The following is a 23,320-nucleotide window of genomic DNA, read 5'->3' as shown; positions in this document are numbered from 1 at the left end:
AGCACCACAAGAGGAGACAGGCATGGGCGTAACCACGATGCACGACGGCAGAGTCGTGCTCCATCAGGCCGACTGCCGCGATGTGCTGCGAAGCATTGCCGACAACTCGATCGACAGTGTCGTAACCGATCCGCCGTACGCGCTGGTTTCGATCCAGAAGCGCTTCGGCAAGCCGGGCTCGGCTCCGGCAAAGGACGTCTATGGACGCGGCGCGGCTGGCTTCATGGGCAAGCAGTGGGACACAGGCGAAGTCGCGTTCAGCGACGAGTTCTGGGCTGAAGTGCTGCGCGTTCTCAAGCCGGGTGGCCACGTCATAGCGTTCTCCGGCACGCGCACCTATCATCGCATGGCTGTTGCCATCGAGGACGCAGGTTTCGAGATACGCGACCAGCTGGGCTGGGTTTATGGCTCCGGCTTTCCGAAGTCGCATAATCAGCACGGCGAATGGGAAGGCTGGGGCACTGCTTTGAAGCCGGCATGGGAGCCGATCTGTCTCGCCCGTAAGCCTTTGGCTGGGACGGTGGCTGCGAACCTTGAGGCTTGGGGCGTCGGCGCAATCAATGTGGATGCATCGCGACTCGAGACGGACGACTGGCGGATACAAGGCCGCTGGCCCGCGAACATCCTTCACGATGGCAGCGACGAAGTCATTGCAGCGTTTCCCGCTGCCAAAGGTCAGCAGGGTGACCTAAATGGTCAATCAAAAGACCGGAAGAGCAGGGGTATATTCGGAGACATGCCCGCCGCTCGACAGGCATTAGCACGCATTGAGTCAGAGACATCAGCCGCGCGCTTCTTCTACTGCGCTAAGGCCAGCCGTGCCGACAGAGATGCGGGGCTAGACCACCTCCCGAAGAAGGCTGGCGGCATGGTATCCAACACCAGCGGCCAGCACATCACCCGTCGCGACGAGGGATACGAGCCGGTACCGCGTGCGAACACGCACCCGACCGTAAAGCCAACCACCCTCATGCAGTGGCTTTGCCGCCTCATCACACCGCCGGGCGGCATAGTCCTGGATCCATTCATGGGTTCCGGCTCTACCGGTAAAGCGGCGGTACTTGAGGGTTTCCAGTTCGTCGGATGCGAGCGCGAGGACGAGTACATGCCTATTGCCACGGCTCGGATCGCGTGGGCCATTGGTGCGTCCGACCGAGACAAAGGCGCAGATCGACCCGCAGCCAATGACAATGCACCAGTTGGTGACTTATTTGCGCAGGGGGCGGCATGACCTTCCAACCCACCACCGTCGGAGACACGCCGGCGGTCTGCAATTGCTGCGGCCGCCACGCGATAGGCATCGGAATCGGCATCAAGGATGACCCGAGATACCTATGCCAGGAATGCGCCCTACTCATCGAGCAGATCAAGCGAGTCCGCAGGTTCGATCCTTATGAAATGCAGGCTCGCATGGGCGGCATGGAGGCAGCGGGGCCACTTGTGGACGAGTTCGGCAGCGATCTGGCCGAGTGGTCCGAAGAGCAAGTTCTCATGTTCTGCGGCGCAATCTGGAAGGGTTGCGCCGACAGGCTGAGGGAAGTGATCAGGAAAGGGGAGGCGCCGTTTTGACAAGACCGATGAAGGTGCTTGTCGCCTGCGAGTTTTCCGGAACTGTCCGCAATGCATTTTTGGCGCGAGGCCACGATGCGTGGTCTTGCGACCTATTGCCGTCGGAAGACGGCAGCAACCGGCATATTCAAGGCGACGCCCGCGATATGCTCAATGACGGATGGGATCTTCTGATGGTCGCACATCCACCATGCACCCGGCTTTGCAACAGCGGTGTTCGATGGCTTTCTACGCCTCCGCCAAGCAAGACATTGGAGCAGGTATGGGCTGAACTGGACGAGGGCGCGGCCCTCTTTTCGGCTTTCTGGAACGCGCCAATCGAGCGGATCGCAATCGAGAATCCAGTGATGCACAAACACGCCAAAGCGAGGATCGTGAACTACCGAGAGTTCGCGCAATCCGTCCAGCCTTGGCAATATGGACATCCGGAAACGAAGCGAACCTGTCTATGGCTAAAAAACCTACCGAAGCTTGAGCCGACGGACATCGTTGATGGGCGTGAGGCTCGGGTTCACAAGATGCCACCAGGCCCAGACCGGTGGCGTGAGCGGTCAAGGTTTTTCAGCGGAATTGCCAATGCAATGGCGGATCAGTGGCCGAGATCGTTCTTCGGTGGTCTGCCGGCCTATGCCAACGACAACAACATGGAGGCCTTCTTTGCAGCCGCTTGAACTAGCCCAGCATTACACGACCGGCCCTCAGTGGCCGGTCTTTCCGTGCCGTTCGCACGCCGAGGAAAGCGTCGACCAATACGGAGAAATCACCACGCTCGGCGAAAAAACGCCGCTCACCACGAACGGCTTTAAGGCCGCGACGCGCTTTGCTCGGATTCTAGATCGTTGGTGGTCCGATTGGCCGGATGCGGCCGTCGGCCTGCCTACAGGATCTCCGACTGGATTTTTCGCTCTTGATATCGACAACAAGCCAGGTGGAGCCAACGGTTTCGACTGGCTTTCCGACATGGAGGCGGAGCACGGCCCGCTTCCCACCACGGCACGTGTCATCAGCCCAAACGGCGGCATGCATATCTATTTCAATTACGTCGTGGGCACGAGGAACCGCGGTGCTCTTGGCGCTGGCGTCGATATCCGGTCTGAGGGCGGCTATGTCCTCGCCGCTGGCAGCACCATGTCCAACGGTCGGCAGTACAAGTGGGTGGACGACGTGCGGGAGATCGCGGACGCGCCCGCGTGGCTGCTCGATCTGCTGCTGCCGAAGTCCGCGCCGACGCATAGTCACTACACAGTATCCAGCGCGACCAACAACGCCTACGTCGATGCGGCCGTCGACCGAGAGCTTGCCGACCTCGCCGGCGCGCCGATGGGAAACCGCAACAACAACCTCAACGACGCCGCATTTGCGCTCGGCACGTTCGTCGGCGCCGGTGCGTTGCCGGAGGCTGAGGCGCGCGCATTGCTGCAGGATGTAGCTCGTGGCTGGGGTAGGGACTGGTCGAGATGCGTCAAGACCATCGAGAACGGCTTGAAGTCCGGCATTTTACAGCCGCGGCATATTCCGGAGCCGGACTTCCAGCCGCAGGACAACACCACACTGCGCGACGTGACGCGGATGATCCAGCGCGGGCTAGAGAAGGCGAGGGTGGTCAGCGCACGCGTTGCGGAAGACGCCAGCCTTACTGTTCGGGAGGATGCTTCGACAGATCATGGCGACAACCCCGATCGGGAAGAACAGGTATCGATCGGCGCCAATAATCCTGAAATTGCCCCGAGCGGAAACGAACCCGCCAACGACAACGCGCCTTCCTCGCCCATCACCGCCACGGCCTTCAAGTGGATCGACCCGGCCACCATCCCACGGCGCGAGTTCGCCTATGGCTCGCACTTCATCCGCAAATACGTCTCGGTCACGGTCAGCCCGGGCGGTCTTGGCAAGACGTCGTCAAGCATCGCCGAGGCGCTGGCCATGACGTCGGGCAGGGCGCTGCTCGGCACCAAGCCACCGCAGCGTCTCAAGGTATGGGTATTCAATGCCGAGGATCCGCGCGACGAGATGGAGCGGCGCATCATGGCAGCGTGTATCCATTACAATCTCAAGCCGGAGGATATCGAGGGCCATTTGTTTCTGGACAGCGGACGCGAGCAGGAGCTTTGCGTCGCCATCGAGGACAAGAAGGCCGGCGTACGGATCCAGCAGCCGATCGTTGAGGCAGTGGTGGAGCAGATCGAGCGCTACGGAATCGACGTGATGATCGTCGACCCGTTCGTCTCCACACACGGCGTCAATGAGAACGACAACGGCGCGATCGACAAGGTCGCGAAGCTTTGGGCTCAGATTGCCGACTACACGAACTGCAGTATCGATATCGTCCACCATCTACGGAAGGTGGCGGATCGCGAGGCGACGGTGGAAGACGCTCGAGGTGCCGTTTCACTAATCGGTGCGGCCCGCTCGGTGCGCGTGCTGAACCGCATGTCACCGGAGCAGGCATCCGAGGCGGGCGTGAAGCCGGAGGATCGCATGAGTCACTTCTCGGTGACATATGGCAAGTCGAACCTTACGCCCCTGTCGTCGCGCCTGGATTGGCGCAAGCTTGAGGGCGTACCGCTGGGCAACGGGCGCGGCCTGTCGAAGCCGCAGGACTTCGCGCCGGTGGTTACGGAGTGGCAGTGGCCCAGCGCGGAAGAGGTGGCAGGCGAGCTAACTGCAGATCAGCGGCAGGCGATCCTGACGGCCGTGATGGGATCCGATTACAAAAAGTCCGCCAAGGCTAAGAACTGGATCGGTGCGGCGGTGGCGTATGCCATGGGGCTCGATATGGAGGACGCTGCGGCGAGGAAGAAAGCCGGCACTGTCGTCACGGCTCTGTTCAAGGAAGGTGCGCTCGTGGAGGTCGAGGAGCGGGATCCGATCCGGCGAGAGATGGCGGTGTTTGTCAGGGCGGCGTGAAAGTCTTCGGAACGAAGATGGTCGTGGTATGGTATCATGGACTGGAATCGCGTCGAAGGTAACTGGAAGCAGATGAAGGGCAAGGTCAAGGAACAGTGGGGCAAGCTCACTGACGACGACCTTGATGTCATCGCTGGGAAGCGTGACCAGCTTGAAGGAAAGATCCAGGAGCGCTACGGCCACGCGAAGGATCAGACCAAAAACGATGTCGACGACTGGTACGGTCGCCAGACTTGGTGAAAACAACGGAACCCGATTCGGCGGTGTTTTTGTTGCGATCAATTCAAGATGGGTCCGGAACAATTCCTCGGTCTTGCCGTTTATCACCGCCACGAAATGTTCGCGGCAACAATGACATACGAGGAAATACCCATGAAGAAAATTTTTGCTACTGCGATCGCAATCGCAAGCCTCTCAGGCGCTGCCTACGCTCAGACGGCTGCTGCTCCCGCTGCATCCGCGCCGGCTGCCGCTGGTTCAGATGCCACGATCGTCGGCCCTGGCATCACCATGGGTACCGCTGCGACCATGCCGCTCAAGTACGTTGAGATCAAGGATGCCGACATCGTTACGTCCAAGCTGGTCGGCGTCGATATCTACAATAAGGCGAACGAAGAAATCGGCGAAATTTCCGATGTCGTGATCGGCAACGGCAAGTCGGTCATCGGCATCGTGGCTAGCGTCGGGGGCTTCCTCGGTATGGGCACCAGCTATGTCGTGCTGGATCCGGCCTCCGTTGCACTCAACAACGATAACGGCACCTGGAAGGCCTACGTCGACACCAACAAGGACGACCTCTCGAAGGCTCCGAAGCTGGACTACGACAAGTTCAAGAAGTGATTTGGGCTTGCCGGCTACCACGGACATAATGGGGCTGGCAGGACCTAACACGAGGTCGGCGCGAGAAATCGTGCCGGCCTTTCCTGTTTTTTGCCGTGGCGGCCCCGTCTGGCTTAGTTGCCAATGATAGGCATCTTCCAATTCGACAGCGATGACGAGAGAAGCGCTAACAGCCACGGAATTGTAGAGATCATCATTGAGCTACTTGCTCTTCGAACGTAACGATATTTCTCAGACACGATTTCGGAATTTCGCCAAATTTGACAAATGAGGTCCCTCCTGAAATCGTCATCACTTAAAGTGTCTACCTTCCGAAGAAACTCGATCTCGCGAAGCTTCGCTATCTCGGCGAAATATATGATCGAATTCTGCCCACCAAGCAGATTCGGATGTGTGCATTGGTACAAGCAACGAATACTGAACATTGCAAATATAGTATAAATAGAAAGTGGAACTGCGACCCACCATTTTTTCACGTCGTCTAAGCCGACATTCAATACTGAGATCGCAAGCTGGGCAGACGTGACAGCGAAAATAGCTGAAACACGGGCATCTATTCGCGGAACAAATGCTTGTACCCTGTCTAGTTGTCGCTCCAGTGCTTCGGTTGAGATCATCAAAGTTTCCAAGACCAGTTCGAACGGTAGATTGAAGCGTTGTTCATGGCGGTCCACAAGCGAGCTTCCCACATGGCTTTCCCTCCAGTGAACTTCGCCTCGTCGTTCATGTTGTCGAATACTGCTTTTGTAATCCAAGTGGGATAGTCATGATCAAGGGAACATAGTTTAGCGGCCCAGTTTGCTGCGCGCCCGACCCATACAAGATCGTTGCTACCACGGACACCGGTTTTTGCCACCATTAGATTTGATGTATCCACTCCGACCGTGTGCTTCAATACGTAATCGTCTGCATGGTAAATCTTGTTTTTGGCGGGCTGTATTATGTTTTTGCAAGCCCAATTAATCTTAAGCGCCGTTTTTACAGCATTCGTGTTTTTGGACCCGCCAATATAGACTGCCATGACGCGGTCACCGTCGTAGGCAGTGATAACTCCGCCGTTTGCGATAATGATTTTCGAAGCGCATCGAAGGAACGTCTTGTAGATTTCAGCTGAGAAGTCTGGCGTTCTGCTATCAACTAGTTTCGTAGAGTCCGATAGGTCAGCATAGAGAACCGTAGCATCCAGATTTACGGCGTCATTGCTCATTGTTACGCTGCTGTCTATCGGGACTACCGTACCATCACGCTTTGTCCAACGCGATCTGAATACATGCTCTACGTCAGCAACTAGGTCTTCCTTCAGCGCCATAATCGGTCTCCATCCAAGGCTACAGGATGATGAGAATGGTGCCGAAATTACAACCGTGTCATTGCGATATCCACAACCCCTGATACTGCACAGATGCAGTTTCAAAAACCGTGCATTATCAGTGCACATTCGGGCGGAGACACCTGCACAACGCTGCCCGGTTAGTGCACGGTCATAAGGGTATATATTTATATATACCCATTACCGTGCAACCGTGCAGGGCGGTGTGACGCGCGCACGGTTCTCAACAAATATAATCGGGCACCGTGCACCGTGCAGATGGGCGCAGGAAATACAACCTGACCAAAGTAGCGCCGAGGAGAATAAACCCCCATCACTAGATGGAGGTTCTCATGGCAACCAAAGCCACTCAACAGACAGTTCGCATCAAAGGCGTCCGCACCATAATCCGCACATCGGCCAGCGGCACGGTTACGACCAAGGCGGCGCTACCGAAGGAATGGGAACTACAAGCGGCTCAGGTTCGCGCACTACGTGCCCTGCCGGAGTACGGCAGGAAGTTCCTCCTGGCCGGAGACCAGAACGCAGCCAAGCGTGGTCCACGCGCCCAGCAGGAAGCGATTGCTGCTGGCATGACGCCGGGAGAGCCGGATGTGCGGATCTACCTAGTTGGCGGTCAAATACGGATGATCGAGAACAAGGTCGGCAAAGGCCGGCTCAGCCCGCAGCAAAATATTCGACATGCTGCGCTCGCGAAGCTAGGTCACCATGTCGAGGTCGTTTCAGCCGTCACCGGAGAAGACGCTGCGAGGCAGGCCGTTGATCTGGTCCGTTCTTGGATCACCTTGCCCGTTGCGGCCTGACGGAGAATAAATCCGTACCACCATACGAGGAGACCCAATGGCCAGACACGGATCACTTGCCGAGCAGCTTGCCGCAACGCTCATCTTCGCCACAGCGCCGGACCATGAGCCGGAACCTATCCAGACCAACTGGACAATCACGCCGGCCAACGACAACAATCCGGAAGACGTTGCCGATCTCAAGACCGAGAAGCTATGGGATATTTCTCCCTCGGTCGAGGAGATGATGAAGCAGGTCAAGGCTGGCCCGGTTCATCGCAATGACGCTGGTCAGACAGTTCGCATCGGTCGCCTACGTTTTTCCGACGGCACGCAGACCGAGCAGGCCATGAAGGTCACGATCGACGGCAAGGTTGTCACGTTCCAGGACCGGATGCCAACCGGCGCTATGCTCGGCACGGTCGACAAGGAGCGGGCGCAGCGTGGAGGTGATGAGAACCCGCAGGAGCTCACGGACAGCAACGATTATTTCGCCAAGATGTTCGGCACAAAGAAGCCCCGATATCTAACCTCAACCAAGAAGCGGCAGCCCCGTCAGAACATCAGCCGCGATGAGGCAAAGCGGATCCTAGCTGACGCCTACACCAAGGCCGGTGACATCAGCAAACTGATCACACGCTATCCAGACGGCTTGCCATGCGGCTCGCAGAAGATAGCTGACAGCTTCCTCGGTATGCGAAAGACGACGTGTGCTGGTGGTGGCTCAATGGCTTGGCAAGATGTTGTGTCTGAAACAGAGCAGCGCAGGTCATGGCGAGATGCAGTAGGATACATGGCCGACGAGCATTTCGATGTCCTGACGCAAGCCAGCAAGGCGAGGAACCTGAAGGAGATAGGGCAAGCCAGAGGATTCAAAGGCCAGTATGCGATCGAAGCCGGCAGGCGTCTTCTCATCGCCGCCAACGACGATTTCGCGGAGGCTCTCGATCTGGCGAAGTATGCCGCTTCGTAAACCTGACTTTCTGCGAAGTTGCCACCTGTATAGGTGAAGGGGTTGCCGATAGGTGCCCCACACCTTTCCGGGCGCACCGATGTTGCGACGGAGGCTCGGCCAGCGATGAGCCGGGCCTAACTACAGCCTGCCATGTCGAGCCTTATCGGACCATGGCGGCACTCATGAGCATCCTAGTTCCTCTGCGCTTTCGGTTGTGCCGGGTTTCGTACCGTCCAACAGCGAGCGTATGCCTAACGTCACGAATTAACGTGAGGGCGCCACTGACGAGTGGTGGTTGGATGCACCTATTCGCAGCGTCTAGGGCTTGGCCCGCGACATGGCCTTTGCCGTGCGCTGCACTCCCATTACCTGGCGCGCCTCCTCTCGCGACAGGTAGTCCTGCGCCGGGCTCCCTTCGTGGTCGAGCTCGGCGCTTTTGTCTTCTTGGAATGTAGCTCAGTTGCTAGAGTCGGCGGCTGTTAACCGCCTGGTCGCTGGTTCGAACCCAGCCATTCCAGCCAATGCCGGCATAGCTCAGTTGGTAGAGCGCCTCATTTGTAACGAGGATGTCGTGGGTTCGATACCTGCTGCCGGCACCAATCACCTGTGTGTAGCTCAGCCTGGTCAGAGTACCGCACTTGGACTGCGGGAGCCATTGGTTCAAATCCAGCCACACAGACCATTTCAATGCGGGGTAGAGCAGCATGGTAGCTCGCTTGGCTCATAACCAAGAGGTCGCTGGTTCAAGTCCGGCCCCCGCAACCAAGTCTACCTGGCGGCACCTCTACCAGACAGCAGCATGGAAGCGGCTACGTGAGCATCAGCTTGCAATGCAGCCGCTCTGCGAGTTCTGTCTGATCACCGAGGATGTCACAGCTGCCGAGGTTGTCGACCATAAGAGGGCGCATAAAGGCGACCTTGAACTATTCCATGACCCACTCAACCTGCAGAGCCTTTGCGCCCACCACCACAACAGCGCCAAGCAGATGATGGAGCGCGGCAAGAAGGTCGCGGTCATAGGGGTCGACGGTTATCCGATCGAGATTGGGTGACGAGCTAGTGTGCCATCCACGCAAGAGAGCCAATCAGCAGCGCGAGAGCGATATTGAGCCCCACGTAGTGGGCCAGTTCATGTGCGTGTCGGTGTTTTCTTTGCATTAGAAGCTCCTCCTATACGACTAACCGACAGAAAGCCTCTGCGTTCCATGATCTAGCGCCGCCGAGGCGGGTAGGGGGGTGGGTCGAAAGTCTGGCCCGTTCGGCCGCCCTACCGGCGGTGTCAAAAACAATGAGTGCTAATACAGTTTTTTCCCTCCCGCGTGCGCAAGCGCGCGAGGCAGTCCGGCGAGGATCCCCGACATGGCGAAGAGGAAGGCGCGCATCGACAGCGCAGCTGAAGCCGTGCGCGTCATGGCCAAGGCCGCTACCGAGATCCAGCCGCCTATCAACGTGCAGCTCGACGATGTCGACCTGCCATTCTTCCGAAATGTGGTTGCTGAGTTCGCTAGGTCGGAATGGTCCGACCATCAGCTAGAGCTTGCCGCCATGCTTGCCAGAACGATGGCCGACCTGGTTCGCGAACAGTCGCTACTTCGTGACGAGGGCGGCGTTGCATACAGCGACAAAGGCACGCCGGTCGCTAATCCACGCAAATCAATCGTGCAGATGCACGCCAGTTCAATCCTGTCATTCCGTCGATCGCTCGCACTCCACGCCCGCGCTGTTCAAGGCGAGGCGAGGGACGCCGCCAAGAGGCGCGACGCTGCGAAGGATATCGAGGGTGACAATCCATTAGAGGATGATTTGCTGGCGCGACCGGGCTGACAGTGAATGGCAAAAAAGCCGATGACCCGAGGCGAGCGCGTGATCGCGTTCATCGAGCGGTACTGCCTGGTCCCTGAGGGGACTCTGCTCGGCAAACCGGTGAAACTGCTGGGCTTCCAGAAGCGATTCATCATTGCCGTCTACGATAATCCAGTTGGCACCTCTCGTGCCTACCTGTCGATTGCCCGTAAGAACGGCAAGACAGGCCTGATAGCTTGCCTCTTGCTGGCTCACATTGTCGGTCCTGAGGCGTATCAGAACGGCCGCATCGTTTCAGGTGCAAGATCTCGCAAGCAGGCTGCTGAGGTGTTCAACTACGCCAGCAAAATGTGCCTGATGAACCCGGAGCTCAAGAAGCTCACTCACGTAACGCCGTCGAGCAAGACAATCCTCGGCTTGGCGATGAACGTCGAGTATCAGGCTAGTTCGGCAGAGGCCAAGAGCGCGCACGGCGGCTCGCCGATCCTGGCCATCCTCGACGAGGTTGGCCAGATCAAAGGCCCCACTGATGATTTCGTTGAGGCGATCGAGACGTCGCAGGGCGCCTACGAAGGCCGGGCGATGCTGTTCGCCATTTCGACGCAGGCTGCTACCGACAACGACCTTTTCAGTCGATGGATCGACGACGCAGAGACGTCCAAGGATCCGCGCATTGTCTCGCACATCTACACTGCGCCGGTCGAGAGCGAACTCAATGACCGCGCAGCATGGGCCGCAGCCAATCCCGCGCTAGGTGTCTTCCGTTCGACCAAGGACGTTGAGGACTTCTCGGCGCTGGCGATGCGAATGCCGACAAAGGAAGCCAGTTTTCGCTGGCTGTTCCTTAATCAACGCATTGATGCATCGGCGCCTTTCGTGGCTCCTGCCGTCTGGCGTGCTTGCGACGGACCCGTCGACGAGTTCGAAGGCCTTCCTGTTTTCGGCGGGCTAGACTTGTCCGAGGTGTCCGACTTGACGGCTCTGGTGCTCATGGCTCCGAAAGAGACGGAGGCAGGCACGATATGGAACGTCAAGCCGACCTTCTGGCTTCCGAGCGACGCGCTTCGTGAGAAGGCAAAAGCCGACCGCGTGCCGTACGACATCTGGAATAAGCCGGACGACGATGGGCATAGATTTCTTGAGACGACGCCGGGGCCGACAATCCAGTACGAGTTCGTTGCGCACCATCTGTTTGAGTTGTCGCAGCGTCTGGATATCCGAAAAATCGGCTTCGACCGCTGGAATTGGAGGCACCTCAAGCCCTGGCTTCTAAAGGCTGGTTTTACTGAGGAGCAGCTAGAAGGCGACGCTGCCATCTTCGAGCAGTTCGGCCAGGGCTACGCCTCAATGTCGCCGGCGCTACGATCGCTGGAAGATATCATTCTCAATAAGCAGCTGGCGCACGCCGGCCATCCGGTGCTCACTATGTGCATGATGAATGCCACGGTGAAGCAGGATCCGAGCGGCAATCGCAAGCTCGACAAGCAGAAGTCTCGTGGCCGTATCGACGGCGCTGTGGCGCTGACGATGGCGACGGCTATGGCCGGCACCTACGAGGGTGGCGATGAAGGCAACCTCGACGACTTCGTAAACAACATGATTTCGGTCACATGGTGACCCGTAAAGGATTGCCATGGGCCTCTTCGAGAGATGGCGCGGTACGCCTATCAAGCTGACTGACGGCGAGTTTTGGCGCGGTTTCTTCGGCCTGGGCACAACTTCAGGCGAGAAAGTCACGATCGAGAGCGCGCTTTCGCTGGACGCCGTTTGGGCGTGCGTCAACCTCGTCCAGAATGCCGCCGGCACCCTGCCGTGCATCGTTTACGGCGGCGATGGTGTGACCATCGACAAAAACTCGCCGCTCTACGAAATTCTGCACGACATGCCCAACATCGATGACACCGCGCCGGAATTCTGGTCGATGGCGGCGCTGTGCCTCATGATGGACGGCAACTTTTTTGCCGAGAAGAAGATGAACGGCGATCGCCTAGTGGCGCTGAACGCGCTTCACCCTCTGACCGTCGAGGTCTGCCGTGACACCCGTAACACCCGCTATTATGAGGTGACCGAGGACGGCAAGAAGCGCCGGATCGCTGAGGGAAAGATGTTCCACGTCCGTGGGGCGCGCCTCCCTGGGTGTGACCGCGGCATGTCTCCGATTGGCGTCGTCCGTAACACGGTCGGGAACGCTCTTTCCGGCGAGAAAGTCGCCGGCCGGATGTTCAAGAACGGCCTCCTCTCGTCGCTCATCGTTAGCTCCGACCAGATCCTCAAGCCCGAGCAGCGCAAGCAGATCTCGGACACGCTGACGCAGTTTGCCGGCGCGGAAAAAGCCGGCGGCGTGACGGTGTTGGAGGCTGGCTTCAAGCCCTATCCTATGTCGATCAACCCCAAGGATGCGCAGTTCTTGGAGGCTCGGCAGTACAGCGTCGAGCAGATTTGCCGCATCTTTGGCGTTCCGCCGGTCATGATTGGCCATGCGGCTAACGGAACGACCACTTGGGGCAGCGGCATTGAGCAGCTGATTCTCCAGTTCACCAAGACCTGCATGCGGCCGATGCTGAAACGCATTGAAGCAGCGATCTATCGCGATCTACTTGATGCGAACTCGCGCAAGACAGTCAAGGTCAAGTTCAACATGGAAGAGCTACTCCGCGGTGATAGTCAGGCGCGAGCCGATTTTCTTTCCAAGATGGTTCAGGCCGGTATCTATCATGTCGATGAGGCACGCGGGTATGAGGACAAAGCTCCAACGCCTGGCGGAAACCGCTCCATCGTTAATGGCACGATGACGCCGCTCGACAAACTTGGCGAAGAGCCAGTTGCGCAGCCTACAACGCCCGCAGCGCGCGCTGCGTAAGGACAAATCATGAAGTTCGAACACCTTATCTCGGCCTTTTTGGCTGAGCCTTGGGCGATTCAGCGCGAGAAACTCGGTGTTTTGGCCGATGTATTAGTCGCTCGCGCCGAAGGCGAAAAATTAGTTTCCACTGAGCTCGCTGCATCCATCGATGAGGCGCGAGCTAAGGAAATCGCTGAAACCAGCGGCAAGGTTGCCGTTATCCCGGTTTTTGGGGTTCTGGCGCAGAAAATGGACCTGTTTTCAGCGATGAGTGGCGGCACTTCGTACGCCGGCATCAAGAAAGCACTCCATTCTGCCCTCGCCAACGACGATGTGAAGGCCGTTGTGCTCGACGTCGACAGCCCAGGCGGCACAGTGCCCGGCACTGATGAGCTTGCAACCGAGATCCGGAAGCTACGCGGTGGCGAAAAGCCCATTATCGCGCAGGTGAACAGCCTTGCAGCGAGCGCAGCCTACTGGATTGCGTCCTCGGCCGACGAAATCGTCGTCACGCCATCTGGCCGCGCCGGATCGATCGGGGTTTATACCGCACATGATGACGTTTCAGCTGCTCTTGAGCAGCGCGGTATCAAGCGGACGTATATTTCTGCCGGCAAGCACAAGGTCGAAGGCAATGAGACCGAGCCGCTGAGCAAAGAGACGCTCGCGCATCTGCAGGACGGCATCAACCGCTCATACAATAAGTTTGTGGCGGCCGTCGCAGATGGGCGCGGCACGACGGTTGGCAAAGTCGAAGATGGATACGGGCAGGGCAGGGTGTTTTACGCCGAGGCGCTGCTGGATCGCGGCATGGTCGACCGGATTGCTACGCTAGACGAGACCTTGGAACGCTTCGGAGCGGACACTCAGCCTCCGTCGATCCGCCGCATTAAGTCGGCGAACGCTGCACGTGCCGATTCCGCCAGCATGCTCGCCGCCAAAATGGCTGCGGGCGAACCAATCACGAAACGCGAGTTCGAGAACGGCATCAGGGGACTGATGGGTTTGACGGGCTCTGAGGCAGAGCGGGCCGCTCGGCTCTATCTCAAGGATGGTCAGGGGGCTCCTGACATCGATGCGGATGCTGCTGCTTTGGCAGCCCTAGACCGGCTCTTGGCCGAAGCAAAATCACCACTCATTCGATAAAGGAGCCTCACATGGCTGACAATCAACTTGCCGATAAGATCGGCGAGCTCGGTACTTCGCTTGCCTCCATCAAGGAGCAGGTTGGCAATCTCGCCACCGACTTCACGTCCAAGCTTGCCGCAAACGGCGAGGTTTCCGCCGAGCTCAAGGAGAAGACAGACAAGGCTCTGTCCGAACTCGGCGACGTTTCCACCCGCCTCGGCGATCTGGAGAAGCGCGCTGCTCGTGAGAAGGAGCAGGGCGAAGAAGAACAGAAGTCGCTTGGCCAGCTGGTTATCGATTCTGATGCCTATAAGGCAGGCAATCTGACTGGATCCAGCCGCGCATCGATCAAGGTATCGGCCGACCGAGCAGCCATTACAACGGCGAATACGACCGTCGGCACGGGCCGCTCGCCGGGTACGTCGCTTGTCCCGGGTCACCGAGTTGCTGGCATTTTTGGTCTTCCTGAGCGTCAGATGACGATCCGTGATCTCATTCTGCCAGGTCAGACTTCGTCCAACAACGTCGAGTACGTCAAGGAAACTGGCTACACGAACAACGCCGCAATGGTCGCGGAAACGACTGCCAAGCCCTACTCGGACATCACGTTCGACATGGCGTCGGCGCCCGTCCGCACGCTGGCTCACCTGTTCAAGGCGTCGCGTCAGATCCTGGATGACGCCCCGGCCCTCCGCAGCTACATCGACGGTCGCGCCCGTTACGGTCTGCGCTTCGTCGAGGAAAACCAGCTCCTGAACGGCTCTGGAACTGGCCAGAACATCGCGGGCCTCGTCCCGCAGGCTAGTGCCTTTGCTCCGGCATTCACGCCGACTGCATCCACCGGCATTGGCCGCCTGCGTCTCGCTGTGCTGCAGGTCGTGCTGGCTGAATATCCGGCGACTGCATTCGTTCTGAACCCGATCGACTGGGCTAAGATCGAGCTGACCAAGGACGCCGGCAACAACTACATCATTGGCAATCCGCAGGGCTCGCTCACGCCGACCCTCTGGAACCTCCCGGTTGTCTCGACGCAGGCAATGGCCTCTGGCCAGTTCCTTACGGGTGCATTCTCGTACGCTGCTCAGATCTTCGACCGCATGGACATCGAAGTCCTGCTGTCGAGCGAGAACGTCGACGACTTCGAGAAGAACATGTTCACGATCCGCGCTGAAGAACGCCTGGCTCTGGCTGTTTACCGTCCCGAAGCATTCGTCACCGGCGCCGTTGCTGCTGCCTAATTGATCTGGGGCGTCTTCGGGCGCCCCTCATTCGCTAAGAGGCGATGATGACTGATTTTATCGAAGTGAAGCCGCTCAAGACGTTCGACAACGGCTCCGGCCTGAAGACCGCGGAGAGCAAGCCTTTCAAGGTAGAGCGCGGCGAGGCGAACGCCCTCAAGGCTCTCGGCCTCGTGTCTTTCGACGATGATGCCAAGACAGTGGACGCGCCCGAGCCGGTCGCTGCACCTGATCCGATCTCGACCGAGCGCGTGACCAAGACCGCGAAGAAGAAAGACAAAGCCAATGGCGAACCCGACGACGAATAAGCGGAAATTTGCCAGCTATCTCGGCGCGGTTGTCGGCCCGGCCTCCCCGGTCAACACTGTCGCACCCGCCATCACGGGTACGGCCAAGGTCGGCTCGACGCTAACGGTTAGTGCCGGAACGTTTACTGGAACGCCTACACCAGCTGTCGATCGACAGTGGGTTGTCGGCGGCGTCGAGGTGCCTGGCGCATTTGGACTTACTTTTGTTCCGCGCACGCAGGACATCGGAAAGACCATCGTCGTGAAGACGAAAGCCGCCAGTTTGACCGGAAGGATCGTCATGACGAGCGCCGCGACGGCGGCAGTGGTGGCTTAATGGTTTTCATCGATCTCGACACACTCAAGTCGCACTTGCGCGTGCTGCACGACGATGAAGACGGTGAGATCGAACTTTACGGTGCCGCCGCTGAGGCAATCATTGTCGAATATCTCGATCGCATCGTTGTTGCGGAGGATGCCGCGCTTCCGGCCGAAGGCGAGGAGGGTTACGACCCGAACGCTATCAATGTCACGAAGCCGATCATCGCCGCTATTCTCTTGGTTGTCGGTGACCTCTACGAAGTCCGAGAGGCCAATCCGGAATCCAATCTTACTGTGGATCGGGCTGCGGTTTTGCCGCGTGCCGTGCGGGCACTTTTAGCGCCATATCGGATGTGGCGAACGCTGCCTGATGGTATTTGCTAATGTGGGTCCGCTTCACGCGGCGCCACGTCTGGAAGGCCACGCCGGCAGTTTCGCAAGTCTACCGGCCTGATGGCGGACCATTCAAGGATGGCCGGTACTCAGTCACGCGCGCCTGCGCCGATGACGCCGTAGCCAAGGGCGCGGCCGTCGAAGTCCCATCACCGAAGAGGCAGAAATGATCGAGTTCGCACTGCGCCAGGCCAGCGCGGCCTATCAGTTTGTCTACGACGTCCGTCTAGGCGCCGATCTCGGCTATAGCTGGTTATCTGCCGTTAGTTTCGCCTGGAAAATCTGGGGCTGGCAGACCGCGAGGGCATGAGCGCCGGCAAACGCCGGCAGCTGGTGCTCATGCAAAAGCGCGGCACGGTCGATGATGGCTATGGCAACGAGCAGGCCGGCGACTTCGAGACAGTCTTCGAATCCACGGCCGAATTCATCCCGATGAAGGGCAGCGAGCCAGTGATCGCGGCACGCATGACCGGCACACAGCCTTATGTGATCCGCATACCTAGTTGCGAGGCAGCGCGAGACGTCGGCACAGCCTGGCGCATCGTCGACACGCGAGATCCGCGTCGGATCTTTAACGTCACATCGGTTGCCGACATGGACCAGAAGAACCGGACTATCGACATCGTTGCGACGCTGGGAGAGGCGGCATGATGACCGCGGAACTGCGCGGCCGAGACGCCCTGATGCGCAGGCTGAACCAGCTGGCGCCGAATGTCGAAAAATACACCGCTGATGCCAAGTTGAAGGCGGCCGAAATGCTCGCCGACGAGATCCGCAGTCGAGCCCCAACCGGCGCGACGCTCGAGTACATGGAGAGCATCGAGGGCGATCTGCTTTCGAGCCGACCTGCACAGGAGCGCGTGAACATCACCGCCACCAAAGATCCTGGCGCGACCGGCATTTTTGCACGCTTTTATTGGAGATTCCTCGAGTGGGGCACCGCCCCACACAGCACCGTTAAAGGTGGCGGGACGGTCCTTGGTAAGAAGCAGGCCGCAGCCAGCGGCACTGGCATGCACCCCGGATCTCCGGCGCAGCCTCATATCTTTCCTCAGTACCGAGCGTCAAAGCCCAGGATCCGCCGGATGATATTGGCTGCCGTCAATAAGGCCGTGCGCGAGGCCAGACGAACTTGACCGTTTGGCACTAACGGCGAATAAGCTCAGGTCGATGGGTGATGAGCGCTCTACGACTGTTAACGACGATCGGGAGTTGTTATGAGTTCATCCGCCTTGCGTGTCACGCCGCTTTCCCTGTTGTGTAAGGAGTGCGGCAGTTCCTTCGAGCGAGAAGGAAGGTCGGCCAGAGATTATTGTTCTGAAGAGTGCCGAGTGTCGCGAAAGCGTCGCCTCAGGTCAAATCCTCCGGCGCCAATCTGCGAAATTTGCGAGAAAGAGTTCGTCCGATCGAGCGGTCGGCAAAAATTCTGCATGTCTTGCCGTGAAATCGCTAGATCACAGTACACAGATAGATACGGCGCCGCAAATCTTGACGTGATACGCATCGCTTCTAGGGTTCATGCTGCTCGACGTCGCATGCAGGATCCGGAGCGCGTGCGAGATCTGGATCGGGCATGGAAAGCGAAAAATTGGGATGCAATCCTAGATGCGAGACGTACGCTGGAAGAGCGAGCTAAAAGCTCTGCTCGACTGAAGCGAAGGTATGCCGAAGAGGCAGACTTCGCTATAAATCGGCGCATGAGTGCCGGCATTGCCAGGTCAATCACAACCGGCAAGGGAGGCCTGTCATGGGAAGATTTGGTCGATTATTCGGTCGCGGACTTGATGGCTCACTTAGAGCGTCAGTTCCTGCCGGAAATGTCTTGGGCTAACCGATCCGAATGGCACATCGATCACATCCAACCTCTCGCGTCGTTCTTGTTCGAGAGCGCCGACGATCCTGAGTTCAAGGCCGCTTGGGCTTTGACTAACCTGCGGCCGCTATGGGCTGTCGACAACCTGAAGAAAAGCGATCAGCGGATCTTCTTGCTTTAGGAGTCCCATGTCCGCCGAACTTGAATTGCAAGGCGCGATCAACACGCGCCTTCGCGCCGATGCGCCGCTATCTGCGCTCATCGGCCAGCGGGTTTACGATCAGCCACCGACGCCGGTCACTTACCCATACGTGACGAACGGGGAGGCGCAAAGCATCCAGGATGATGCAACCTGCGTCAGCGGCGAGAAGATTTATCTGACCTTGCACGCTTGGTCTCAGGCCGTCGGGTATCCGGAAGTCAAACGAATTTCTGCGGCAGTGAAGGAAAGCCTTCACCTCGCACCCCTGACCCTGCCGAGTTACCGGCTGGTGTCCATCATTCATCGTCAGGCTCGCGTGTTTCGTGATGCCGACGGTCTCACCAGCCACGCCGTCATCGAACTCGTGGCCTCGGTTCACAAGCCGCTGTCGTAGCGGATTCCCCACTAATATTTGGAGTTGCCACATGGCAGACGGCGAACAGCTGGGCAGACTGCTGCTCATCAAGATCAGTAACGGCCTTGATCCCGAAGTATTTTCCAATCTTTGCGGCCTCAAGGATCGCAGTTTCGACCTCTCGGCCAATTCGGTCGACACGACAAAACCGAGTTGCACGAATCCTGGCGGCCCGGTTCAGAAGACGGGCCGGCCTGGCATCGTCAACCGCACATTCCAGGGCAACGGCACTTTCGTGTCCAGCGCCAGCATGAAGGCGTTTATGGTCCACGTCATCAACGCGACCGTCTTCAACGCGCAGGTCATCGTTCCCGGTCTCGGCACGTTCGAAGGCTCGTTCTTCGTGACGAACTTCCAGGCCAGCGGCGATATGGAAAACGATCTGCAGTTCTCTGCGACGTTCGAAGCAGCCCAGCCGCTCGAATACACGGCGGAGGCTTAATCATGGCTGCAGAGGAGAAGCCTTTTCCGCTTCCGGTTAATGAGGCGCGCGGCGAAGTTTCGCTATGGGTTGGCGATGTGCCGCTCGTTCTCGCGGCCGAGATGGCTCGACTGTCAGCGGTTTCCAGCCGACTACAGTGCAAGTCGCTGAACGACCTTTTCCTTCGCCTGTCGGACGTTGAGGCGGCAGCCACGATTGCCGGCATTGAACTTTTGACCGTGAAGGGCAATGCGCTCGAGGCGATCCAGAAGGTCAAGCTGAAGCACTTCGGGGCCTGCAGGACGGCGTTTATGGCAATCCTCGCTCATCACTTCGATGAGGAAGACGAGGGAAACGTCGAAGCCGCCAATCAGGCGGCGTAAGCGAAAATGAACCGTTCCCGTGGCGACAATGGATGCGGATTGGGATCGGCGGCCTCAATTGGAGGCCTGCCGATTTCTGGTCGGCAACCCTGACTGAGTTCTTCGAGGCCATCAACGGCCACAACGAAGCAGAGGGCGGGGATGAGGGAGGAAAGCCGGCGCCCACGCCGAGCGCGGCGCCCACTTCACGTGAGATGACCGCGCTGCTAGCCAGATACGGCTAGCTGACTACTCGTCAGCATATGCTTTTACGTTGGTGCCATTCGCGCGATTGAAGCGCTCAGTCGCGCGCTCATGGTCCGCAAGGATTTTGCCAATTCGGCTCTGCTTTCCCTGCCACCACATATGCCAAGCGGCCACGCCGCCAGCTGTGATGACCACGGCGCACGCGCAGGCGATCAACGCCTTTAGCCATCCTTCCATCACCATCTCCCAAGCCCGCCTACGCGCGGGCTTCCTAATTTTCAGGATGCTCGCATGGCGGTCGACAATTCCGATGACCTGATTATCAGTATTTCGACTGATCAGGCAACGCTGCGTCGCAGCATCAAGCGTATCGAGGCCGACGTTGGCTCTATGGCTACCGTCATTAAGCGCCAGTTTGATGCCGTCGGGAAGTCGGTCGACAGCTCTCTGACCACCTCACTGCAGAACCGCATCAATGCCATGACCGGCATTGGCGTGAGTGCGGCAAAGGAGTGGACAGGGGCGCTGGCAGATCAGGGTAAGGAACTCGAGCGCTTGCGTGCTCGCTACTCGCCGCTGTTCAGCACGATCAACAATTACAAGGCCGCAGTCGCAGATATCCGCCGCGCTCACGCAGTCGGGGCGATCTCTTCCAACGAGATGGCTGCGGCTATTAGCCGAGAGCGGCAGGCCGCGTTGGCGGCTACCGCGGCGATCAAGGGGCGGAACGCGGCCCTTTCACAGCAGCCAGGAACACGCAACAGTGGCGCGTCGGGTTACACCTCAAATATTGCCGCGCAGTTCCAAGACATCGGGGTGACGGCATTCGGCGGAATGAACCCGCTAACTATCGCCCTCCAGCAGGGTACGCAGCTCTCGGCCGTCTTTAACGACCTAAAGGCCGGCGGGCAAGGCGTTGGCTCTGCGCTTGTGGGCGCTTTTTCGAACATCCTTGGTCCAGTTTCCCTCGTAACAATCGGTTTGGTTGCCGGCAGTGCCGCACTGATCCAATACATTACCAGTGCTACGAAGGTTAAATCCGCCGACGAAATCCTGAAAGGGCACGCCGAGACCATCTCCTTGCTCAAGGATCGCTACGGCGAGGCGGCGACTGGACTGCGGGAATATGTCAATGAAGGCATGTCCGGCACGGTTGTCGATATCAAGGACCGCCTTAAGGACGCCAGAGAGGCGCTTGTCGATGCGGCGAGTAACCGCAGCACTTACTCCAACTTCATCGACCCGTTCGCTGGTTCGACAAATCCGAAGATAGTTTCCGACTATCGTGGCGCATTCATCGAACTTCGTAAGTCCATCAGCGATGGTGAGCCGGATCTTCTGAGATTCCGAGAGGCGATGGCTCGCATTGCGGACAATCCGGAGGCGCCTAAGCGGGTGCGTGAATTGGCGCAGGAAATGCGCGAATTCGATCCAGAGGTTGTCAAGCTGGCCAGATCCATTCCTGGGATGGTGCAGCAGATCGACCTGATTGAGGGCACGTCTGACCGGCAGGCCCTGGCTATCGGCCGGCTGACAAAAGCGCTTCGTGACCTCAACGACATCGGTTTGCCGGCGCTTACGGATCTCGACAAGATTGATCGCGTATACCAGCAGGCTGTGTCTAGCGCATCAACTCGCGAGGATCGCGACGATGCATTTCGCGCTCGCGAGGCAGCGCGGAAGCGTATCTACGATCAGAATCCTACCGTCACAAATTCCGATGGCAACACCACAAACGTTCCCATTCCTGGCCCGAAGCCGATTACACTCGGCGACAAGCCGGACGCCGAGACGAAAAAGGCAGAAACCGCTGCCCAACGCGCTGCCAACGCCTATCGAGACCTGAAGAAGTCGGCCGACGACCGCATCGCGCAGATGCAGATGGAAACGGCGCTTCTCGGCAAGTTTGGCGTTGAAGCCGATGCTGCACGGTTCGCTCTGGATCTCCTGCAGCAGTCCGAGGACAAAGGACGGTCGCTCAGCGATGCTCAGCGAAAAGAGCTTGCCCAAAAGGTCGAGCTCTATCGTCAGTATTCGGAGCAACTCGCCAAAGCCAAGCTGCAGCAGGATCTGCTTGAACAGCGCCGCTACAACTCGATGTCGGTGCAGGACCAGCAAGTCTACACGACGCTGAAGCAATACGGCCTGTCGACTGACCTGAACAGCCGGGAGGCTGGCCAGATCCGACAGTCGCAGCAGCTGCAGTCTCAGAATGAAGCGATCGACCAGTTCGCGGCCAACCTGTCGAGCGGCATCGTAAGAAGCGGCGGTGACGTCGGCAAGGCGTTTGGCCAAACCTTCCTGAATGCCTTGCAGGAATCAGCGCAGAAGCAGCTGGCCAATGTGTTAAGCCAACTGTTCAAAGCCATGATCACCGGTGGCGGGAATGGCTCGCCAGTCGGCGGCAGCGCAACAACCTTGGGCGGCGGCCTTCTGTCAACCGTCCTAGGCGGTTCTGGTAAGAGCAGCGGCAGTGCCGTGGATCTCGCGGGCGGCCTTCTCGGCAAGAACGAGACCGCCAATCGCGGCGAGATCAATTCGTTCCTCAAGGCCGGTGGCGTCGACCTCGATGCGGCTCAGCAGGCCTGGTGTGCTGGTTTTGTGAATTCGTCTTTGGCGCAGATCGGCGTGAAAGGCAGCGGATCGAGTGTCGCCAATTCCTTCCAGAATTGGGGAACATCGATCGATCCTTCGAAGGTCTTGCGCGGCGATGTCCTTTTGCAGGATCGCGGGTTGGGCGTGAGCGCCTCCGGCGGCCACGTTGGATTTGCCACGGGCGCCAGCCGGATGACGGACAGCGGTCTGCAATTGCAGATGCTATCGGGCAATTCCGGCAATTCCGTTGCGACTTCTTGGGTCAGCGCTGCCGATATTCAGGCAAAGCGAGCCACGGAGGCCGCGAGCGCGCTGAGCAAGGTTGCTGATAGTTCAAAGGTTGCCACGCAAGGCCTCGGCCAGCTGGGGCAGCTGTCGACGAGCTTCTTCCCCTCGGCGCCTAACGCACCTAGCGGCGGTGGCTTCGGTAGCATCTTCTCCGGCCTGTTCGGAGGTGGCCTGAGTGCCGCGCAGATCGCCAAGTACACGCCGATGGTCGGCCTCTTTGCCGACGGTGGGACCATCCGTGGCCCCGGAAGCGGGACAAGCGATAGCATTCCGATCATGGCGTCGAACGAAGAGTTCATCGTCAACGCCAGGCAGTCGAAAAAGCATCGCGCGCTGCTTCACGCCATCAACAACGGCACGCTTGGGCGCTTTGCCACTGGCGGGCTGGTCGGTGGGGGTGTTGCGATGCCGGTGGCGCCGACACTGCGAAGTGCGCGTACCGCTGCAGGTCAGAACGCACCTAGCCTGATGGTCATCCAGATCGATGGCGCGAATGGTGATGAGCACGTCATGGCGCTTGCCAAGCAGGCCGTCAGCGACGGCCTCGGCCAATTCAACAAGCAGCAAGAACGCGGCGGCTTCGGCACGGTTCAGGGCCAGTTCAACAAACGGAAGGGCTGAC

Annotated in this window: 28 protein-coding genes, 4 tRNA genes and 1 pseudogene; 30 read left to right on the top strand and 3 right to left on the bottom strand. The window is 58.7% G+C overall.

The annotated features are described in order from the left end of the window. Window positions 1–22 precede the first annotated feature (22 nt). The 6 genes from AC2GXZ_RS16025 (at window position 23) to AC2GXZ_RS16000 (ending at window position 5,316) form a co-directional block, all read left to right on the top strand. Window positions 23–1,231, top strand: a complete 1,209-nt coding sequence (locus AC2GXZ_RS16025) for a DNA-methyltransferase (protein WP_483760146.1) — start codon at window positions 23–25, stop codon at window positions 1,229–1,231. Continuing rightward, window positions 1,228–1,569, top strand: coding sequence for a DUF6511 domain-containing protein (locus AC2GXZ_RS16020; protein WP_483760145.1), 342 nt, complete (start codon window positions 1,228–1,230; stop codon window positions 1,567–1,569). Before AC2GXZ_RS16025 ends, AC2GXZ_RS16020 begins: the two co-directional genes overlap by 4 nt. A gap of 8 nt (window positions 1,570–1,577) precedes the next feature. Continuing rightward, a complete protein-coding gene (locus AC2GXZ_RS16015; RefSeq protein WP_483760144.1) occupies window positions 1,578–2,240 on the top strand; it encodes a hypothetical protein in 663 nt (220 codons plus the stop codon). Then, entirely contained in the window at window positions 2,197–4,476 is a 2,280-nt protein-coding gene (locus AC2GXZ_RS16010) for a bifunctional DNA primase/polymerase (protein WP_483760143.1), read from the top strand. The genes AC2GXZ_RS16015 and AC2GXZ_RS16010 overlap by 44 nt, the downstream gene beginning before the upstream one ends. A 36-nt stretch (window positions 4,477–4,512) precedes the next feature. Then, the gene (locus AC2GXZ_RS16005; RefSeq protein ID WP_483760142.1) at window positions 4,513–4,716 is read left to right on the top strand and encodes a CsbD family protein; all 204 of its coding nucleotides are present in this window, start codon (window positions 4,513–4,515) and stop codon (window positions 4,714–4,716) included. A gap of 132 nt (window positions 4,717–4,848) precedes the next feature. After that, window positions 4,849–5,316 carry a PRC-barrel domain-containing protein gene (locus AC2GXZ_RS16000; RefSeq protein ID WP_483760141.1) on the top strand — a complete coding sequence of 156 codons (468 nt, stop codon included), beginning with the start codon at window positions 4,849–4,851 and terminating at the stop codon, window positions 5,314–5,316. A 113-nt stretch (window positions 5,317–5,429) separates the two neighbouring features. On the opposite strand, the gene AC2GXZ_RS15995 is transcribed toward AC2GXZ_RS16000, so the two are convergent. Then, on the bottom strand, window positions 5,430–5,933 hold the full coding sequence (locus tag AC2GXZ_RS15995; protein WP_483760140.1) for a Pycsar system effector family protein: 504 nt from the start codon (window positions 5,931–5,933) through the stop codon (window positions 5,430–5,432). Beyond that, window positions 5,933–6,625, bottom strand: coding sequence for an adenylate/guanylate cyclase domain-containing protein (locus tag AC2GXZ_RS15990; RefSeq protein WP_483760139.1), 693 nt, complete (start codon window positions 6,623–6,625; stop codon window positions 5,933–5,935). The genes AC2GXZ_RS15995 and AC2GXZ_RS15990 overlap by 1 nt, the downstream gene beginning before the upstream one ends. 353 nt (window positions 6,626–6,978) lie before the next feature. Between AC2GXZ_RS15990 and AC2GXZ_RS15985 the strand changes: the two genes are divergently transcribed. The 23 genes and pseudogenes from AC2GXZ_RS15985 to AC2GXZ_RS15875 form a co-directional block, all read left to right on the top strand. Further along, window positions 6,979–7,449: a VRR-NUC domain-containing protein gene (locus tag AC2GXZ_RS15985; RefSeq protein ID WP_483760138.1), complete on the top strand. Its 471-nt coding sequence runs from the start codon at window positions 6,979–6,981 to the stop codon at window positions 7,447–7,449. Window positions 7,450–7,486: 37 nt separating this feature from the next. Next, complete coding sequence (locus AC2GXZ_RS15980; RefSeq protein ID WP_483760137.1) at window positions 7,487–8,401, top strand: hypothetical protein; 915 nt, start codon at window positions 7,487–7,489, stop codon at window positions 8,399–8,401. A gap of 427 nt (window positions 8,402–8,828) precedes the next feature. Then, a tRNA-Asn gene (locus tag AC2GXZ_RS15975) sits at window positions 8,829–8,904 on the top strand. 2 nt (window positions 8,905–8,906) lie between these two features. Continuing rightward, window positions 8,907–8,982: transfer RNA gene (locus tag AC2GXZ_RS15970), tRNA-Thr, on the top strand. 5 nt (window positions 8,983–8,987) lie between these two features. Beyond that, window positions 8,988–9,065, top strand: a tRNA-Pro gene (locus tag AC2GXZ_RS15965). Window positions 9,066–9,071: 6 nt separating this feature from the next. Then, a tRNA-Met gene (locus AC2GXZ_RS15960) sits at window positions 9,072–9,148 on the top strand. 65 nt (window positions 9,149–9,213) lie between these two features. Next, entirely contained in the window at window positions 9,214–9,435 is a 222-nt protein-coding gene (locus AC2GXZ_RS15955; protein WP_483760136.1) for an HNH endonuclease, read from the top strand. 307 nt (window positions 9,436–9,742) lie between these two features. Beyond that, a complete protein-coding gene (locus tag AC2GXZ_RS15950) occupies window positions 9,743–10,207 on the top strand; it encodes a terminase small subunit (RefSeq protein WP_483760135.1) in 465 nt (154 codons plus the stop codon). 6 nt (window positions 10,208–10,213) lie between these two features. Further along, a complete protein-coding gene (locus AC2GXZ_RS15945) occupies window positions 10,214–11,803 on the top strand; it encodes a terminase large subunit (RefSeq protein WP_483760134.1) in 1,590 nt (529 codons plus the stop codon). Between the two features lie 16 nt (window positions 11,804–11,819). After that, a complete protein-coding gene (locus AC2GXZ_RS15940; protein WP_483760133.1) occupies window positions 11,820–13,046 on the top strand; it encodes a phage portal protein in 1,227 nt (408 codons plus the stop codon). 9 nt (window positions 13,047–13,055) lie between these two features. Next, window positions 13,056–14,174 (top strand): S49 family peptidase, encoded by a 1,119-nt coding sequence (locus tag AC2GXZ_RS15935; RefSeq protein WP_483760132.1) that lies wholly within the window; start codon window positions 13,056–13,058, stop codon window positions 14,172–14,174. 11 nt (window positions 14,175–14,185) lie between these two features. After that, on the top strand, window positions 14,186–15,394 hold the full coding sequence (locus AC2GXZ_RS15930) for a phage major capsid protein (RefSeq protein WP_483760131.1): 1,209 nt from the start codon (window positions 14,186–14,188) through the stop codon (window positions 15,392–15,394). 47 nt (window positions 15,395–15,441) lie between these two features. Continuing rightward, window positions 15,442–15,702, top strand: coding sequence for a hypothetical protein (locus AC2GXZ_RS15925; protein ID WP_483760130.1), 261 nt, complete (start codon window positions 15,442–15,444; stop codon window positions 15,700–15,702). Then, window positions 15,680–16,018: a hypothetical protein gene (locus AC2GXZ_RS15920; protein ID WP_483760129.1), complete on the top strand. Its 339-nt coding sequence runs from the start codon at window positions 15,680–15,682 to the stop codon at window positions 16,016–16,018. The genes AC2GXZ_RS15925 and AC2GXZ_RS15920 overlap by 23 nt, the downstream gene beginning before the upstream one ends. Then, the gene (locus tag AC2GXZ_RS15915) at window positions 16,018–16,386 is read left to right on the top strand and encodes a head-tail connector protein (RefSeq protein ID WP_483760128.1); all 369 of its coding nucleotides are present in this window, start codon (window positions 16,018–16,020) and stop codon (window positions 16,384–16,386) included. The genes AC2GXZ_RS15920 and AC2GXZ_RS15915 overlap by 1 nt, the downstream gene beginning before the upstream one ends. A gap of 175 nt (window positions 16,387–16,561) precedes the next feature. Then, window positions 16,562–16,705 carry a hypothetical protein gene (locus tag AC2GXZ_RS15910; protein WP_483760127.1) on the top strand — a complete coding sequence of 48 codons (144 nt, stop codon included), beginning with the start codon at window positions 16,562–16,564 and terminating at the stop codon, window positions 16,703–16,705. After that, window positions 16,702–17,046: a head-tail adaptor protein gene (locus tag AC2GXZ_RS15905; protein ID WP_483760126.1), complete on the top strand. Its 345-nt coding sequence runs from the start codon at window positions 16,702–16,704 to the stop codon at window positions 17,044–17,046. Before AC2GXZ_RS15910 ends, AC2GXZ_RS15905 begins: the two co-directional genes overlap by 4 nt. Continuing rightward, window positions 17,043–17,531, top strand: a complete 489-nt coding sequence (locus AC2GXZ_RS15900; RefSeq protein ID WP_483760125.1) for an HK97-gp10 family putative phage morphogenesis protein — start codon at window positions 17,043–17,045, stop codon at window positions 17,529–17,531. The genes AC2GXZ_RS15905 and AC2GXZ_RS15900 overlap by 4 nt, the downstream gene beginning before the upstream one ends. Window positions 17,532–17,930: 399 nt before the next feature. Further along, window positions 17,931–18,389 (top strand): hypothetical protein, encoded by a 459-nt coding sequence (locus AC2GXZ_RS15895; RefSeq protein ID WP_483760124.1) that lies wholly within the window; start codon window positions 17,931–17,933, stop codon window positions 18,387–18,389. 7 nt (window positions 18,390–18,396) lie between these two features. Next, the gene (locus AC2GXZ_RS15890; RefSeq protein WP_483760123.1) at window positions 18,397–18,804 is read left to right on the top strand and encodes a DUF3168 domain-containing protein; all 408 of its coding nucleotides are present in this window, start codon (window positions 18,397–18,399) and stop codon (window positions 18,802–18,804) included. 31 nt (window positions 18,805–18,835) lie between these two features. Continuing rightward, window positions 18,836–19,267 (top strand): phage tail tube protein, encoded by a 432-nt coding sequence (locus AC2GXZ_RS15885; RefSeq protein WP_483760122.1) that lies wholly within the window; start codon window positions 18,836–18,838, stop codon window positions 19,265–19,267. Window positions 19,268–19,269: 2 nt separating this feature from the next. Beyond that, the gene (locus AC2GXZ_RS15880) at window positions 19,270–19,629 is read left to right on the top strand and encodes a hypothetical protein (protein WP_483760121.1); all 360 of its coding nucleotides are present in this window, start codon (window positions 19,270–19,272) and stop codon (window positions 19,627–19,629) included. Window positions 19,630–19,655: 26 nt separating this feature from the next. Then, window positions 19,656–19,853, top strand: a pseudogene (locus AC2GXZ_RS15875) (phage tail assembly chaperone); the annotation flags it as partial. A 4-nt stretch (window positions 19,854–19,857) separates the two neighbouring features. On the opposite strand, the gene AC2GXZ_RS15870 reads toward AC2GXZ_RS15875, so the two are convergent. Further along, window positions 19,858–20,052, bottom strand: a complete 195-nt coding sequence (locus AC2GXZ_RS15870) for a hypothetical protein (RefSeq protein ID WP_483760120.1) — start codon at window positions 20,050–20,052, stop codon at window positions 19,858–19,860. A gap of 54 nt (window positions 20,053–20,106) precedes the next feature. On the opposite strand from AC2GXZ_RS15870, the gene AC2GXZ_RS15865 reads away from it, so the two are divergent. Continuing rightward, window positions 20,107–23,319 (top strand): phage tail length tape measure family protein, encoded by a 3,213-nt coding sequence (locus AC2GXZ_RS15865; RefSeq protein ID WP_483760119.1) that lies wholly within the window; start codon window positions 20,107–20,109, stop codon window positions 23,317–23,319. Window position 23,320 lies beyond the last annotated feature (1 nt).

It is taken from the genome of Aliirhizobium sp. YIM B11859 (assembly GCF_057163345.1).
Note: the sequence above shows the minus strand (reverse complement) of the source record. Positions and strands in the feature narration are given on the sequence as shown.

Bases quoted from the DNA above. Each gene is read 5' to 3' on its own strand.
- AC2GXZ_RS16020 (WP_483760145.1), top strand. From the start codon at position 1,228: ATGACCTTCCAACCCACCACCGTCGGAGACACGCCGGCGGTCTGCAAT.
- AC2GXZ_RS15995 (WP_483760140.1), bottom strand. From the start codon at position 5,933: ATGATCTCAACCGAAGCACTGGAGCGACAACTAGACAGGGTACAAGCA.
- AC2GXZ_RS15925 (WP_483760130.1), top strand. From the start codon at position 15,442: ATGACTGATTTTATCGAAGTGAAGCCGCTCAAGACGTTCGACAACGGC.
- AC2GXZ_RS16000 (WP_483760141.1), top strand. From the start codon at position 4,849: ATGAAGAAAATTTTTGCTACTGCGATCGCAATCGCAAGCCTCTCAGGC.
- AC2GXZ_RS15880 (WP_483760121.1), top strand. From the start codon at position 19,270: ATGGCTGCAGAGGAGAAGCCTTTTCCGCTTCCGGTTAATGAGGCGCGC.
- AC2GXZ_RS16010 (WP_483760143.1), top strand. From the start codon at position 2,197: ATGCCAACGACAACAACATGGAGGCCTTCTTTGCAGCCGCTTGAACTA.
- AC2GXZ_RS15990 (WP_483760139.1), bottom strand. From the start codon at position 6,625: ATGGCGCTGAAGGAAGACCTAGTTGCTGACGTAGAGCATGTATTCAGA.
- AC2GXZ_RS15895 (WP_483760124.1), top strand. From the start codon at position 17,931: ATGCAGGATCCGGAGCGCGTGCGAGATCTGGATCGGGCATGGAAAGCG.
- AC2GXZ_RS15955 (WP_483760136.1), top strand. From the start codon at position 9,214: ATGCAGCCGCTCTGCGAGTTCTGTCTGATCACCGAGGATGTCACAGCT.
- AC2GXZ_RS15885 (WP_483760122.1), top strand. From the start codon at position 18,836: ATGGCAGACGGCGAACAGCTGGGCAGACTGCTGCTCATCAAGATCAGT.
- AC2GXZ_RS16025 (WP_483760146.1), top strand. From the start codon at position 23: ATGGGCGTAACCACGATGCACGACGGCAGAGTCGTGCTCCATCAGGCC.
- AC2GXZ_RS15905 (WP_483760126.1), top strand. From the start codon at position 16,702: ATGAGCGCCGGCAAACGCCGGCAGCTGGTGCTCATGCAAAAGCGCGGC.
- AC2GXZ_RS15920 (WP_483760129.1), top strand. From the start codon at position 15,680: ATGGCGAACCCGACGACGAATAAGCGGAAATTTGCCAGCTATCTCGGC.
- AC2GXZ_RS16005 (WP_483760142.1), top strand. From the start codon at position 4,513: ATGGACTGGAATCGCGTCGAAGGTAACTGGAAGCAGATGAAGGGCAAG.
- AC2GXZ_RS15915 (WP_483760128.1), top strand. From the start codon at position 16,018: ATGGTTTTCATCGATCTCGACACACTCAAGTCGCACTTGCGCGTGCTG.
- AC2GXZ_RS15935 (WP_483760132.1), top strand. From the start codon at position 13,056: ATGAAGTTCGAACACCTTATCTCGGCCTTTTTGGCTGAGCCTTGGGCG.
- AC2GXZ_RS15900 (WP_483760125.1), top strand. From the start codon at position 17,043: ATGATGACCGCGGAACTGCGCGGCCGAGACGCCCTGATGCGCAGGCTG.
- AC2GXZ_RS15945 (WP_483760134.1), top strand. From the start codon at position 10,214: ATGGCAAAAAAGCCGATGACCCGAGGCGAGCGCGTGATCGCGTTCATC.
- AC2GXZ_RS15870 (WP_483760120.1), bottom strand. From the start codon at position 20,052: ATGGAAGGATGGCTAAAGGCGTTGATCGCCTGCGCGTGCGCCGTGGTC.
- AC2GXZ_RS15865 (WP_483760119.1), top strand. From the start codon at position 20,107: ATGGCGGTCGACAATTCCGATGACCTGATTATCAGTATTTCGACTGAT.
- AC2GXZ_RS15985 (WP_483760138.1), top strand. From the start codon at position 6,979: ATGGCAACCAAAGCCACTCAACAGACAGTTCGCATCAAAGGCGTCCGC.
- AC2GXZ_RS15940 (WP_483760133.1), top strand. From the start codon at position 11,820: ATGGGCCTCTTCGAGAGATGGCGCGGTACGCCTATCAAGCTGACTGAC.
- AC2GXZ_RS15890 (WP_483760123.1), top strand. From the start codon at position 18,397: ATGTCCGCCGAACTTGAATTGCAAGGCGCGATCAACACGCGCCTTCGC.
- AC2GXZ_RS15910 (WP_483760127.1), top strand. From the start codon at position 16,562: ATGATCGAGTTCGCACTGCGCCAGGCCAGCGCGGCCTATCAGTTTGTC.
- AC2GXZ_RS16015 (WP_483760144.1), top strand. From the start codon at position 1,578: ATGAAGGTGCTTGTCGCCTGCGAGTTTTCCGGAACTGTCCGCAATGCA.
- AC2GXZ_RS15950 (WP_483760135.1), top strand. From the start codon at position 9,743: ATGGCGAAGAGGAAGGCGCGCATCGACAGCGCAGCTGAAGCCGTGCGC.
- AC2GXZ_RS15980 (WP_483760137.1), top strand. From the start codon at position 7,487: ATGGCCAGACACGGATCACTTGCCGAGCAGCTTGCCGCAACGCTCATC.
- AC2GXZ_RS15930 (WP_483760131.1), top strand. From the start codon at position 14,186: ATGGCTGACAATCAACTTGCCGATAAGATCGGCGAGCTCGGTACTTCG.